The organism is Pseudoxanthobacter soli DSM 19599 (assembly GCF_900148505.1).
Taxonomy (GTDB): Bacteria; Pseudomonadota; Alphaproteobacteria; order Rhizobiales; family Segnochrobactraceae; genus Pseudoxanthobacter; species Pseudoxanthobacter soli.
Genome location: NZ_FRXO01000004.1, coordinates 40,248 through 53,332, shown reverse-complemented (window position 1 = coordinate 53,332; position 13,085 = coordinate 40,248). Strand labels below are relative to the sequence as shown.

Genomic DNA, 13,085 nt, shown 5'->3' with positions numbered 1-13,085 from the left:
CTCGATTGGTATCCCGCGGCGCGCCATAGAGGCACCACCGCCTGTCGTTGCGGACGGTCGCGTCAGACGCGTTCCCGTTCCCTGACGGCCAGAAATTCCGCGATCCGCGTGTGGTCCACGCTCGCGCCAAGCGCCTTGGCAGCCTCCTCCCAGACGTCCGCGGTCTGCCTGAGGCAATCCTGGCCAAGACCGAGATCCCGCGACAGGTCTGCCGCCGTCCGGATGTCCTTCGCCATCAGGCCGAGGGCGAAGCCGGAGGCGAACGTGCCGGAGAGCACGAACTGCTTCATCTTGATCTCGGTCGCGTTGTTTCGGCCGGAGGATGCGTTCAGCACATCGATCATGTCCGCCGGATCGAGGCCGAAGCTGCGTCCGAGCTCGACCGCCTCCACGGCCGCGATGACACCCGCGCCGGAGACGAAGTTGTTGATGGCCTTCATCGCATGACCGGCGCCGACCGGACCGCAGCGGAACACCCGGGTCGCCATCGCGGAGAGCACCGGCTCGACGTCGTCGAGATCGGCGACGTCACCGCCCACCATGATCGTCAGCGCCCCCTCGATCGCGCGCTTCACGCCACCGGAGACCGGCGCATCGACCAGCCTCAGGCCGGGCGGAAGACGGCCGAGCAACGCACGGGTCTCGGTCGGCGCGGAAGAGCTCATCTCCAGCACAACCGCTCCCGGAGCGGCGTTCGCGAGCACATGGGAATCGTCGAGCAGCACCGACTGAACGATCTTGCCGTTGGGCAGCATCGTGATGATCACTTCGGCGCCCGTCGTCGCCTCGGCGGCTGTTGCGGCCGCCTTTCCGCCGGCTGACACGAGTTCGGCGCGTGCTGCTTCGGACAGGTCGAACCCTGTCACAGCGAAGCCGGCCTTCAGCAGCCTACGCACCATCGGCAGGCCCATCTGGCCGATACCGATGAAGGCGATGCTGCTGCGTGTCGCCGTCATGGCGCCCTCCCCGTTATCTTTGTTGAGCGACTTTTAGATGATTGTACGACAATCCGTCAATAGCTATATTTCCCTAGTCGCGAGAGTGGCCGTGGTGGACAGTCGCTCACGCCTTGCCGTCTGGCGTTTCCGCCGGCGAACATCGTGGTTGAGATGGACGATCGCGGGTCGGGCAGCACCGCTACAGAACGGCCGATCGCCGATCGAGCGGCGGCGAAATTGGGGGATGGACGGGTGCCTTCTCAGAATCGTGATAAGCGGCTAGAGCGATGCCGCTCAGCGCCCGACCATCCGGCCCCGATCCGCCGCGCAGCCACGAGGCCGACAGGATGCGCGCCTCCCGGCAGCGCTTCCAGCTGCGAGCGCGGCCACCCCTTGGAGGGAACGCGGAGGTAAGGCGCCGCACTGCTTCTCAACCGTGCATATGTCACATATAGGATCCGCAAAGAGGTCGGATACGGAACATGGCCAGGGTCAACCTTCAGATAGCCAAGCAGAGCGCCACCCTGCGCGGACAGGTCGAGGAGAAGCTGCGCCTGGCCATCAGCGACGGCGTCTTCAAGCCCGGCGAAAGGCTCATCGAACGAGAACTGTGCGAGAGCCTCGGCGTCAGCCGCACGTCCGTCCGTGAGGCGCTGCGCCAGCTCGAGGCCGAAGGCCTGATCACCAGCGTCCCCCATCGGGGGCCGGTCGTCAGCACCATGAGCGTCGACGAAGCCGAGCAGCTCTATGCCCTTCGCGCGCTGCTGGAGGGCTATGCCGGTCAGAGATGCGCGGAACTCGCGACCGCGTCGTTCAAGCAGCGCCTCCGCGAGGCGGTCGAGACGTTTGCGCAGGCGGCCGCGAGCGGAGAACGCCGCGCCCTGGTCGTGGCCAAGGCGAAGTTCTACGACCTCCTGATGGAGGGGAGCGGCAACGCCTTCGTCAAGCAGACGCTGACCTCGCTGCACAACCGCATCAACATGCTGCGCTTCACGTCCATGACGCAGCCCGGACGCCTGGACCGCAGCGTCGCCGAGATCCGCGACATCGTAGCTGCGATCGAGGCTGGCGACGGAGCGCGCGCCGGTGAGGCCTGCCGCCATCACATCGAAGAGGCCGCCAAGGTCGCGCTTTCCTATCTCCGCCGCGTCCAGCCCGGCGAGACGGACGGAGCGGAGGCCGCCCTCACGTAGCAAGCGACCGGGAAAAGCGGCCGGCGATTTCGCCGGGCGGGAGAGCCGCGCTATGCTGGCGGCCGATCGGCAGTGCGAGGCACGACATGAGCGGCCATTCACCGGACCACGAACACCAAGATGGAAGACACGGCGACAGCGAGCCGCCGCGGTGGAAACACGACGGCGTTCGCGTCGTGACACGCGACTCGCTCGATCCGAATACGGCCTCCACGCCCGGCATGGACCGCCGCGCCGCAATCGATCATGCGCGGACCGGTGCGCAGAAATTGTGGGCCGGGACGGTGTCGATCCACCCGAACGCCAAGACCGGTGCGCACCACCATGGCCCGCTTGAAAGCGTGATCTACGTTGTGCGCGGCCGTGCACGCATGCGGTGGGGCGACCATCTGGAGTTCGTCGCCGAAGCCGGGCCCGGCGACTTCATCTACGTGCCGCCCTACGTTCCGCATCAGGAAATCAACGCCAGCCCGGACGAAGAACTGGAATGCGTCCTGGTGCGCAGTGACGGCGAAGCCGTCGTCGTCAATCTCGACATCGAGCCGGTGGAGAAGCCGGAGAACGTCGCCTGGATCGACCCCATTCACAAGGCGTGAGCGGGTATCGCCATCCGAGAGCGATGCCTGCGCAGATGTGGATCAGTGAAACGGGTCACGGCCCAGCATCCGCGCGTAGTGTGTCATCTCCCAGCAGGCCCATTCCTCGAACTCCACGAGCAGGTCCTCGCTGAAGGATGCGAGCCGGCCGTTGCGCACGGTGAACCAGCCGGCACGCTCCGCTTCATCGAGAATGTTGCCGACATGGGCGCGCGAAACCTGCAAGCGCTCTGCAAGCGCGCGCAGGCTGAGCCTGATATCGACCGTCTCGGCCTCCGGTTCGACGGCCGCGATATGGGCGCCAACGACGGCCGTGAGCAACGGATAGCCGCAATCCCGCATCGCGAAATGCAGGACGCGCGGAAACGCATGGATCAGCGTGCCGCTCTTCAGCACGAATGCGGCCGACCGCTGAAGCACCCCGCCGAGCGCGTCGACGTCGGCGAGGGTCAGGCTTCGGGCGGGCTGCACGCCGTCGATCTCGTCGAGACAGGCGACGAATGCCCTGATCGACCGGCCGACCTCGAACACCATCGCCGGAGCCGGCCTCAGCCATTTCTCCCGACCGTCGGCCGGATTCTGCTCGACGACCACGAACTGACCCGCCTTCAGCGCCGCGACGAAGCCGGCGGTGTGCCTGGGGCTCGACGGCACGATGGCTTGCAGGGCGGTCAGCGTCGGCTCACGGCCGCCTTCCAGCCGCCAGGCATAATAGTTGTGGATCAGCAGGAACGAGACGACGTACCGGTCGAGCTGGTCGAACATCTTGTAGATCGGCCAGGCGACGGTCGGCTTTTCGGCCATCTGGCGGCAGTAGCGGGACAATGCCCGGCGAAAGCATGCACTCGCCCGCAGACGATCGCATGCGGCCAGGAATGCTGCATCTGGGACAGGTGCCGCCCGGCCCGCGGCAGGGGCCGCTTCCGTCACAAGGCGTCGCGGGCTCATGGTGCCGCACATCCTGCAAAGTTTGGACACCCGGCCGCCGCATCAGCGTTTAAACAGAGGCTGCCGGTTCGATCCCAAGTGTGATCTAATGCAGGGGGTTCACCGTGTCGCGTCCGATCCCGCTCAAGCCGTCCTGCCGGTGTCGTCCGGCTCGCAGTTCTTGTCCAGAAGGAATCCCGCATGTGTGATGATCATCCGCTTGCCCTGTCGCGCCGCCGCCTGCTGACCGCCGGCGCGGCTGGAATGGCAGGCGCTTTCCTCGGCGGCCTCGCCCTGCCGGCTTTCGCCGAGAGCGCGCCGTCCAAGGCAGCTCCCAACGCGATTCCCCCCGACGCGGCGCTGAAGCGGCTGACGGACGGCAATGGACGTTATGTCGCGAACGCTCCTCTGGACCGGGATTATCTCGCCGGACGGGCCGCGCGAGCGGCCGCCCAGTACCCGATCGCCGGCATCCTGAGCTGCGCCGATGCGCGGGTGGCACCGGAACTCGTGTTCGACCAAGGCCCCGGCGAGCTGTTCATCGTGCGCGTGGCCGGCAACTTCGTCAACGACGACGGGCTGGCCAGCCTGGAGTACGGGGTGAAATTCCTCGGCGTTCCGCTGCTGATGGTGCTCGGACATTCGGGTTGCGGCGCGGTCGACGCCGCGATCAAGGTCATCAAGGACGACGTCAAGCTGCCCGGGCACCTGCCCGAACTGATCAACGCCATCAAGCCGGCGATCAATCTGGCGGAAAAGACCCACGCCGCCGATCCGCTGCAGGCCGCCATCGAGCAGAACGTGCGCTACAACGTGCGCAAGCTGATGAGCGCCAAGCCGATCATCGCGCAATATGTGGCCGCCGGCCGCGTGAAAGTCGTCGGGGGTGTCTACGACATCGCAACGGGCAAGGTGACTCTGATCTGACCCCGCAATTCGCGACTTAGAGCGCTTTCCGGTCTGATGGAATCATCAGGCCGACAAGAAATCGCTCCAGATTCAAAACCTTGAGCATATCCTTGTCGTTCAGATCGGTTCGATCTGAACCGGTTATGCTCTAGAAACGAAACGGCGGCCTTCCCGGAAAGGCCGCCGTTGTTCGTTTCGGGCTGCGCGGGCTGGTCGATCTATGGATCTCTCCAGGACGCCTCCCGCTTGCACAAGGACGCCTCCCGCTTTCAGACGCCGGTGAAGAGCCACGCGTGCTCGGGCGCGTTGTGGAACTTCCAGATCCGGTGCGGCCCGGCCATCACGTTCAGATAATAGTTGTCGTAACCGTGGATGGTCGCCACGGGGTGATAGCCGCGGGGCACCAGGACCACGTCGCCGTCCTCCACCGTGACGGCCTCGTCCAGCGAACGGTCGTCGGTATAGACGCGCTGGAAGGCGAAGCCCTGCGGCGGGTTGAGGCGGTGATAATAGGTTTCCTCAAGCGCGCTTTCGTCGGGCAGGGCATCACGATCGTGCTTATGAGGCGGATAGGACGAGGTATTGCCGCCCGGCGTGATCACCTCGACCACCAGAAGCGCGTGCGCGGCGCCGTCGTTCTCCGGCATGATGTTGGTGACATAGCGCGTGTTGCTGCCCTTGCCACGCACGGAGCGCGGATGGGTGCCGGGCGGAATCGCGCGCGCTTCGAACCCCTCGCCTCCCGGTGCCGAACAGACGGCAAGTTCAAGGTCCGTCGTCGCCTCCGCCCGCCAGACGGCGCCCGGCGGCACATAGAGCGCATGGGGCGGTCCCTCGAAGGGGTTCATGCGCTCGCCCATCTCGCCGAAGTCGCGGCCGTCCACCGCAAGGCGTGCCTTGCCAGAAATCAGCACGAGACAGATCTCGCGATCGCCCGTTTCGGCCGTGGCGCTCTCGCCGGGCACCAGCCTGTGAAGCGCGAAGCCGACGTAGCTCCAGCCCGCATTCTCAGGCGTCACGTCGTGGACGAGGCCCCGCTCCCCACCCTGCCGGATCTTCAAACTGGACATGATGTGCTCCCGCCAGATTCTGCCGCCGCGCGTGAGGCACGCTCCGCCGGCAGCGCGCCGTGCCAGAGATCGACAAGGCGGGCGAACCGGCCCGCCATGTCGTCGATGGCGGCCTCGTCGCTGATTTCACCGGCCAGCCACGCGCGGGCGGCGGAGGCGAAGATAGTCCGACCCACCGCGAAGCCCCTGACGCTTTTCGCCGTCCGGGCAGCGTCGAAGCCAGCCTGCAAGGTCTCCATAGAGGCTTCCAGGCCCAGCAATACGACACCGCGGCACCACGGATCGTTGGCCCCGATCACGGCGTCTATGTGGCCCCAGGCGGCAGTCGAAGCCTGCGGCTCGAGCTTCCACCAGTCAGGCCTGATGCCGAGGGCATAGAGTTCGCCGAGCACGCGCGCGGTGGTATCGTCGCCGAGCGGCCCGTGCTTGCTGGCGATGATCTCGATCAGGAGTTCGCGGCCGATGGTGCGCGCCGCCTCGTAAAGGCCACGCAGCGTTTCCTGCTGTTCGCGCTTCAAGGCATCTGGGTCGTCCGGATGATAGAAGCAGAGGCACTTGATGCAGTGGTCCACGGGCCACGCGACGAGTTGCGAACCGATATCCCCGCCATGCTCGAACCGCAACGGCCGCGAACCCGGCAGTTCCACGGGACGGCCGACCCAGGAAAAGCCGGCCTTTGCGGCATCGAACAATGCCCTCGTGCCATAGGTCTCGTCGAGCAGCATCCCGAAACCCGGACGCCCTGCGGCGACCCGCGCGGCGGCTTTCACCGCGAGCCTCTTGAACGTCTCGATGCGGTCGTGTGGAACGCCGAGTTCATCGGCTACGGCGGCAAGCTGCGAACGATGGTCGATCGCCAACGCCATTACCTGCGGGATCGCCTTGCGGCGGGTCGTCGCCCAATGAACGTGATTGAGCATCTCGTCGCGGCGCAGAGCGCGGTGCTTGCTGCCGTGGGAAAGGAAATACTGCAACTCCTCCCATGTCGGGATCTCCGGCGAGCACATCAGCCGCGACACGGCGAAGGCCCCGCAGGCATTGGCCCAGGTGGCAGAGACGTAATGCGGTTCTCCGCGCAGCCAGCCGCGCAGGAAGCCGGACATGAAGGCGTCACCGGCGCCGAGGACGTTGTAGACCTCGATGGGAAAACCCTTCCCCACGATGCCCTGCTCAAGATCGTCGGGGATCGCGCCGTCATAGACGATGCAGCCCATCGGGCCGCGCTTCAGCACGATGGTCGCTGCCGAAGCGGCACGGATCGTCCGCAGCGCCGCCAGCAGGTCGACCTCTCCGGAGGCGATCAGAACCTCTTCCTCGGTCCCCACGATCAGGTCGCACTCCGCCAGCACCGTGCGCAGATGGGCCGAGACGTGATCGGACGCGATATAGCGCTCCTCGCCGGCATCATGGCCGGCGAGGCCCCAGAGGTTCGGCCGGTAGTCGATATCGAACACGACCCGCGCGCCGTTGGCCCGCGCCAGCCGCATCGCCTTGCGCTGGGCGGCATCCGTGCCGGGCTTGGAGAAATGCGTTCCGGTGACGAGAACCGCGCGGGCAGAAGCGACGAAGGCCTCGTCGACATCATCCTCGCAGATCGCCATGTCCGCGCAGTTCTCGCGGTAGAAAATCAGCGGGAAGGTCTTGTCGTTCTCGACGGAAAGCAGCACCAGCGCCGTGAGGCGGTCGCGATCGGTCCGGACGCCGGTGACGTCCACCCCTTCGCGTTGCAACTGCTCGCGGATGAAGCGGCCCATCTGCTCGTCGCCGACACGGGTGATGAGCGCGGACTTCAGGCCCAGCCGTGCCGTGCCGACTGCGATGTTGGCAGGGCAGCCTCCGAGCGATTTGAAGAAGGAGCCGACGTCCTCCAGCCGCGTGCCGATCTGCTGGCCATAGAGATCGACCGAGGACCGGCCGATGGTGATGACGTCGAGCATGGCTGGCGCATCCGTGGCGTTGCTGTGATCCATCAGAATTCTCCCGGTGCCGTTTCCCGCGTGCCCGTCACGACCGTGCGACCGGCCGGCTGCGCATCAGCGCTACCGTCTCGCGTTCCGCGCGGCGACAGACCTGGGGCGGACGTCCCTGCAGGACGAGTTCGGCATCGGCGAGCACGAGCCGTCCGATTTCGAGGAAACTCTCCGGCATTCCGCCGCTGCGATGGCTGGAAAGGATGACGCCTTCCATGCGCCGCAGGGGCGACTCCGCCTCCAGCGGCTCCACCGGGAACACATCGATCCCGGCGCGAATGCGGCCCGTCGCGAGGTGTCGCTCCAGAGCCCGGAAATCCACGATCCCGGCGCGACTCATCACAAGAAGCACAGCGCCTTCCGGCATCAGCGACAGCTCCCGCTCCCCGATGAAGCCCTGATTCTGGCTCGTCGAACTCGCAAACAGGAACACCACGCGCGAGGTTGTGAAGACCTCGTCGAGGGTCGCAGGCTCGCAGCCTTCCGCCTCGATCAACCGCGGGGGCAGCCACGGGTCGTAGACGCGCACCTTGCAGCGGAACGGGCGCAGCATTCGCCGGAGTGCGCGGCCGAGATCGCCGAGACCGACGATGCCAATCGGGGAACCCGTGAACAGGAAGCAGCCGGCGTTGCTTGCCAGCCCCCACGCCTCGGAGGCGTCGCGGAAGGCCTCATGGGTCGCGGTAACGCCCCGGGCGAGATCGAGCGCCATGGCAAGGGCCGTCTCGGCGACGGACGTGGCGTAGACCGGACTGATGTTGAGCACATGGATGCCGCGGTCGAAGCACACGGGATAGTCGATGTTGGGCAGAAAATTGCCTTCGACATTGAAGATCGCGCGCAGTTTCGGCATCCGCGCGAGCCGGTCCGCATCGAGATCGATCTGGCCGATGACGATCACGGCTTCCGAGAGCGCCTCGTCAAGTTCGTCCGGGGAGAGTCGATTGCCATCGGCATGGATGACGAGACGGCCGAGCGAGCCGAGCCGGGAGAGCACGTCCGGCTCGAAGATCATCTCCAGCGTGCGCGGCTCCGGATCGGCGATCAGGATGACGGGTGCGGTCTGCATCTTTCACTCCGCCGCGACAGGCGCCGCTTCCGGCAGGCGGCAATCGACCCAGGCCCCATCGGCAGCATTGGAACGGATCGCCGCCTCGACGAATGCTACGCCCTTGGCGCCGTCGATCACGGTCGGGTACGCCAGCAACCCATCCGGCAGCGAGCGCCCGGCACGTCGCGCCTCGATCGCAATGGCCATCTCGATATAGAGATTGGCCCATGCATCCGTCAGCGCTTCCGGGTGGCCACGCGGCATCCGCACGAAGCGGATGGCCTCTTCCCGCATTCCGGCGCCGTAACCCCGGCCGATGACCTGCGTCGGCTGGTCGAGCGGGGTGTAGCGCACAAATTCCGGGTTCTCCTGCTCCCACTCCAGTCCGCCGGTGGTGCCGAACACCCGCAGGCGCAAGCCGCACTGCGTGCCGGCGGCAGCCTGGGACACCATCAGAGTTCCCGGCACGCCGCCCGCGAAGCGCAGATGCATGAAAGCGGTATCCTCAAGCTTCTTCGGCGCGCCGGAGACGAAGAACATGGCCCGCACCTTCTCGACATCGAGCCCCGTGGCGAAACTCGCCAGATGCATCGCGTGGGTGCCGATATCGGACGCTGTGAACGCCGGGCCGACACGTGTCGGATCGAGCCGCCACGGCGCGCCCTCGCCTTCATCCGTCAGGCCGATGGCCCATTCCTGGAAATATTCGACATGGATCTGGCGGATGTCGCCCACCAAGCCTGCGCGGATCATCGCCCTCACCTGCCGCACCATGACGTGGGCGGCGTAGGCATAGGTGACTCCAAACACCACGCCGCTGCGACGCTGGCGCGCGACGAGATCGAGCGCATCGTCGAGATTGGTCGTGAGCGGCTTGTCGGAAACGATATCGATGCCAGCATCCATGAAGGCGGCGGCGACAGGATGGTGCAGGTTGTTCGGCGTGGCGATCACCACCGCGTCGATGCCGTCCGGGCGAGCGGCCTCGCGCCGCGCCATCTCGGCATAATCGGAATAGACACGGTCTGGCTGCAGCATCCAGGCGGCTCCGGAACGCCGCGCACGCTCGGGATCGGAGGACAGTGCGCCTGCGACGATCTCCCAGCGATTGGAAAGCCGGGCGCCGTTGGCATGGACCTGGCCGATCAGCGCGCCCTCGCCGCCCCCGACGAAGCCGAGGCGCAGCCGGCGACCGGGCGCCGGAAACGACGGGTAAGGGGAACCCTCTGCCATGGTCTGCACTCGCTGCGCTCGCGAGCCTCTTTCGCGCCGCTCAAACTGATCGGAACGACGCGTCAGGCTCGACACTGGTGTGATCGTCCGCCGTTCGGTAGCCAGCAGGGCGCAGTGCGCGAACCCGCGGACGCCGGCGAGGAAGAAGCGGGCCGATGCCGGCCCGCTTCCTTGAAATGCGGCAGGTCGCCGGGAACCGCCGCATTGTTTCGGCACGGCGGCTCCCGGACGTGCTGTCGCTTACTTGTAGGCCTCGGCATTTTCCTTGGTGACGAGGATGGTCCCGGTATCGATCATCGGCGGCACCGTCTTGCCGGCCTTGAGGTCGGCGAGCGCCTGGATGCCGAAGCCGCCGATGTTCTTCGGCGCCTGGGCGACCGACGCCGTCATCTCGCCGGCGAGGATCGAGGCCGCCGCATCCGGGTTGGCGTCGAAGCCGACAACGGTGACGTCCTTGAGCTTCGCCGCCGCCTTGAGGGCTTCGACCGCGCCGAGCGCCATGTTGTCGTTGGAGGCGAAGATGCCCTTGATGTTGGGGTTGCCGGCCAGGATGCTCTCAGTGACCGAGAGGCCCTTGGCGCGATCCCATTCGGCGGTCTGCTCGGCCACGACCTTCAAGCCGCACGCCTTGAACGCCTCGCTGGCGCCGCCCGCGCGGTCGATGCCGTTGGTGGTGCTCATGATGCCCTGGAGGATCGCCACCTCCGAACCCTGCGGCAGCGACTTGCAGAGGAAGTCGCCGGCGATCTTGCCGCCTTCCAGGTTGTTGGTGCCGATCAGCGAAACGCCCGGATTGGAGCCGGCGCCGTCGATGAACACCACCGGGATTCCGGCTTCCTTCGCCGCGTCGACGACCGGCGCCAGGGCGTTCGGATCGGTCGGGGCGAGCGCGATGCCCGAGACCTTCTGGGCGATCAGGTCCTCGAGCTGCGCGATCTGCGCCTGCACGTCCGTCTCGGACGGCGGGGCCACGACGACGACGTCGACGCCGAGTTCCTTGCCCTTCGCCTTGGCGCCTTCCTCGACCGCCGCCCAGAACGGATTGCCGCCGCCGGGCCCCTTCATGCTCACCACGAAGGTGTCGGCGTTCGCCACACCGGTGAGGGCCGCGAGGGCGATGCCGCACAGCAGAAGCTTCTTCATGTTCGTTCCTCCCACTTGTTCTTGTTCATGGTGCCTCACGCGGCGCACGCCGGCTTTGCGGGGTGTGCCGCGTTCCATCTCCGGCGAACGCGCCGTCTTCGCAGGGCTACGCACGACTGTCGTCTCGTTCGCTCCCGCCGGGTCGGTTCAGGGCGCGCGGGGCGGTATTCCCCGCGCGGATTTCGTGTTTTCAGCGGCGCACGGCAGCCTTGCGCCGCAGCACGTCGATGTAGACGGCGACGATGATCACGAAGCCGATCAGGATCATCTGCCAGAAGGCGCTGACGTTGTTGATGTTCAGGCCGTTGCGCAGAAGTCCCATGATAAGCACGCCGGCCAGCACGCCGATCACCGTTCCGCGGCCGCCGAAGAACGACGCACCGCCGATGATCACCGCCGCGATGGCGTCGAGTTCGATGCCGATGCCTGCGTTCGGGAAGCCGCTGTCCGTGCGGCCGGCGAGCAGGAGCCCGGCGAGACCGGCGAGGAAGCCGCAGATCACGTAGGCGACGACCAGAACGTGGTCGACATTGACGCCGGAGACGCGCGCCGCATGGGGGTTGCCGCCGACGGCATAGATGTGTCGGCCCGTGGAGGTGCGGTTGAGGAAATACCACAGGCCGATCGCAACGATCGCAACGATCAGCAGGCTCGCCGGGAACCCCGCCGGCGGGGTGAAGATGCCGAAATCCCAATAGGCCTGCCCGAGATAACGCACCTCGGGCTGAAGCCCGGAAACCGGCGAGCCGCCTGTGATGAGGTAGGTCAGGCCGCGGGCGATGTTCAGCGTGCCGAGCGTCATGATGAACGGATGCGGAAGCTGCAGCCACGTCAGGCCGACGCCGTTCACCCAGCCGACCGCGATGCCGATTGCGGGGCCGATGGCGAGGCAGATCGGCCACGGCACGCCGGCCTTGCTGGCGATGGCGATGCAGACCATGGCGAGCGCCATGACCGATCCCACCGAAAGATCGATGCCGCCGGTGATGATGACGACCAGCATGCCGAGCGCGAGCAGCGCCAGCGATGCGTTCTGCTTCAGGATGTTGCTGAGGTTCTGGGACGTGAGGAACACGTCAGGCCGAATGGCCGCCAGCAGCGCCATGATGGCGATGACCACGAGCACGATGCCGTAGGTTTCGAGAAAATGCGACAGTTTGGGATGGTGGGACATCAATGCACCTGATCGTGGGCGAGCGAGGAGGTGTGGTTCTTGGTGCCCATGATCCAGCCGATCACCTCGTTGCGGGAGGTATCGGCCAGCTTCGCCTCGGCGAAGTTGGTCCCCTGATAGAGCGCCATCACGCGGTCGCAGCAGTAGAAGATGTCGTCCATCCGGTGCGAGATGATGATGACGGCGACGCCATGCTCCTTCAGCGAGCGGATCAGGTCGAGCACCTTGCCGACCTCCTTGATGGCGAGCGCGGCGGTCGGCTCGTCCATGATGACGAGCTTGCCGTCGAACGCCGTGGCGCGGGCAATGGCGACGGCCTGCCGCTGGCCGCCGCTGAGATTCTCCGCGTTCTGGTCGATCGACTTGACGTGAATCTTGAGCTTGTCGAGGTGCTCTTTTGCCATCGCGCGGGATTTCTGGTGGTCGACGAGCGTCAGCGGTCCGCATTTCCGGCCGGGTTCGCGGCCGAGATAGATGTTCTCGTAAATCGCCATGTTCCCGGCGAGCGCGAAGTCCTGATAGACCATCTCGATACCGAGTTTGCGCGCTTCCTTCGGCCCGGAAAACCGCACCGGCTTGCCGCGGAAAACGAGTTCACCTTCGCTGGGCGTGTAGAGGCCCGAGAGGATCTTCATCAGCGTCGACTTGCCGGCGCCGTTGTCACCGACGACGCCGAGGACCTCGCCTTCGCCGACATGGAAATTGACGTTGTGCAGGGCCGTGATGGCGCCGAAATATTTCGAGATCGAACGCGCTTCGAGGAGCGGGGGTGCTCCGGCGCGAGCGGGGTGTGTCGGTTCCACTGTTGTCCTCCCGGAGTCGCGAGAACGATGTTCTCGCAACAAATATTTCTTATGCAATTATTTTGCACAGAACATTGC

Annotated in this window: 12 protein-coding genes; 3 read left to right on the top strand and 9 right to left on the bottom strand. The window is 66.0% G+C overall.

The window, feature by feature from the left end:
* Nucleotides 1-62 precede the first annotated feature (62 nt).
* On the bottom strand, nucleotides 63-956 hold the full coding sequence (locus BUF17_RS10540; protein WP_073628450.1) for an NAD(P)-dependent oxidoreductase: 894 nt from the start codon (nucleotides 954-956) through the stop codon (nucleotides 63-65).
* 464 nt (nucleotides 957-1,420) lie between these two features.
* On the opposite strand from BUF17_RS10540, the gene BUF17_RS10535 reads away from it, so the two are divergent.
* Entirely contained in the window at nucleotides 1,421-2,131 is a 711-nt protein-coding gene (locus BUF17_RS10535; RefSeq protein WP_073628448.1) for a GntR family transcriptional regulator, read from the top strand.
* 86 nt (nucleotides 2,132-2,217) lie between these two features.
* Nucleotides 2,218-2,727: a cupin domain-containing protein gene (locus BUF17_RS10530; protein ID WP_073628446.1), complete on the top strand. Its 510-nt coding sequence runs from the start codon at nucleotides 2,218-2,220 to the stop codon at nucleotides 2,725-2,727.
* A 42-nt stretch (nucleotides 2,728-2,769) separates the two neighbouring features.
* Here BUF17_RS10530 and BUF17_RS10525 read toward each other — a convergent pair whose 3' ends face one another.
* Nucleotides 2,770-3,531, bottom strand: coding sequence for a hypothetical protein (locus BUF17_RS10525; RefSeq protein ID WP_073628444.1), 762 nt, complete (start codon nucleotides 3,529-3,531; stop codon nucleotides 2,770-2,772).
* 324 nt (nucleotides 3,532-3,855) lie between these two features.
* Between BUF17_RS10525 and BUF17_RS10520 the strand changes: the two genes are divergently transcribed.
* Complete coding sequence (locus BUF17_RS10520; protein ID WP_073628442.1) at nucleotides 3,856-4,581, top strand: carbonic anhydrase; 726 nt, start codon at nucleotides 3,856-3,858, stop codon at nucleotides 4,579-4,581.
* A gap of 251 nt (nucleotides 4,582-4,832) precedes the next feature.
* Here BUF17_RS10520 and iolB read toward each other — a convergent pair whose 3' ends face one another.
* The 7 genes from iolB to BUF17_RS10485 all read right to left on the bottom strand — a co-directional run bounded on the left by iolB (nucleotide 4,833) and on the right by BUF17_RS10485 (nucleotide 13,007).
* Nucleotides 4,833-5,633, bottom strand: coding sequence for a 5-deoxy-glucuronate isomerase (gene iolB / locus BUF17_RS10515; protein ID WP_073628440.1), 801 nt, complete (start codon nucleotides 5,631-5,633; stop codon nucleotides 4,833-4,835).
* Nucleotides 5,621-7,603: a bifunctional 5-dehydro-2-deoxygluconokinase/5-dehydro-2-deoxyphosphogluconate aldolase gene (locus BUF17_RS10510; RefSeq protein WP_084564461.1), complete on the bottom strand. Its 1,983-nt coding sequence runs from the start codon at nucleotides 7,601-7,603 to the stop codon at nucleotides 5,621-5,623. The genes iolB and BUF17_RS10510 overlap by 13 nt, the downstream gene beginning before the upstream one ends.
* 34 nt (nucleotides 7,604-7,637) lie before the next feature.
* On the bottom strand, nucleotides 7,638-8,672 hold the full coding sequence (locus BUF17_RS10505; protein ID WP_073628438.1) for a hydroxyacid dehydrogenase: 1,035 nt from the start codon (nucleotides 8,670-8,672) through the stop codon (nucleotides 7,638-7,640).
* 3 nt (nucleotides 8,673-8,675) lie between these two features.
* A complete protein-coding gene (locus BUF17_RS10500; RefSeq protein ID WP_073628436.1) occupies nucleotides 8,676-9,887 on the bottom strand; it encodes a Gfo/Idh/MocA family protein in 1,212 nt (403 codons plus the stop codon).
* A 240-nt stretch (nucleotides 9,888-10,127) separates the two neighbouring features.
* Nucleotides 10,128-11,030, bottom strand: coding sequence for a sugar ABC transporter substrate-binding protein (locus BUF17_RS10495; protein ID WP_073628434.1), 903 nt, complete (start codon nucleotides 11,028-11,030; stop codon nucleotides 10,128-10,130).
* 190 nt (nucleotides 11,031-11,220) lie between these two features.
* Complete coding sequence (locus BUF17_RS10490; protein WP_073628432.1) at nucleotides 11,221-12,204, bottom strand: ABC transporter permease; 984 nt, start codon at nucleotides 12,202-12,204, stop codon at nucleotides 11,221-11,223.
* Complete coding sequence (locus tag BUF17_RS10485) at nucleotides 12,204-13,007, bottom strand: ATP-binding cassette domain-containing protein (RefSeq protein WP_073628430.1); 804 nt, start codon at nucleotides 13,005-13,007, stop codon at nucleotides 12,204-12,206. The genes BUF17_RS10490 and BUF17_RS10485 overlap by 1 nt, the downstream gene beginning before the upstream one ends.
* Between the last annotated feature and the right edge of the window lie 78 nt (nucleotides 13,008-13,085).

Coding starts and splice junctions, on each gene's coding strand:
- iolB (WP_073628440.1), bottom strand. CDS start 5,633: ATGTCCAGTTTGAAGATCCGGCAGGGTGGGGAGCGGGGCCTCGTCCAC.
- BUF17_RS10530 (WP_073628446.1), top strand. CDS start 2,218: ATGAGCGGCCATTCACCGGACCACGAACACCAAGATGGAAGACACGGC.
- BUF17_RS10510 (WP_084564461.1), bottom strand. CDS start 7,603: ATGGATCACAGCAACGCCACGGATGCGCCAGCCATGCTCGACGTCATC.
- BUF17_RS10505 (WP_073628438.1), bottom strand. CDS start 8,672: ATGCAGACCGCACCCGTCATCCTGATCGCCGATCCGGAGCCGCGCACG.
- BUF17_RS10495 (WP_073628434.1), bottom strand. CDS start 11,030: ATGAAGAAGCTTCTGCTGTGCGGCATCGCCCTCGCGGCCCTCACCGGT.
- BUF17_RS10525 (WP_073628444.1), bottom strand. CDS start 3,531: ATGGCCGAAAAGCCGACCGTCGCCTGGCCGATCTACAAGATGTTCGAC.
- BUF17_RS10520 (WP_073628442.1), top strand. CDS start 3,856: ATGTGTGATGATCATCCGCTTGCCCTGTCGCGCCGCCGCCTGCTGACC.
- BUF17_RS10500 (WP_073628436.1), bottom strand. CDS start 9,887: ATGGCAGAGGGTTCCCCTTACCCGTCGTTTCCGGCGCCCGGTCGCCGG.
- BUF17_RS10540 (WP_073628450.1), bottom strand. CDS start 956: ATGACGGCGACACGCAGCAGCATCGCCTTCATCGGTATCGGCCAGATG.
- BUF17_RS10490 (WP_073628432.1), bottom strand. CDS start 12,204: ATGTCCCACCATCCCAAACTGTCGCATTTTCTCGAAACCTACGGCATC.
- BUF17_RS10535 (WP_073628448.1), top strand. CDS start 1,421: ATGGCCAGGGTCAACCTTCAGATAGCCAAGCAGAGCGCCACCCTGCGC.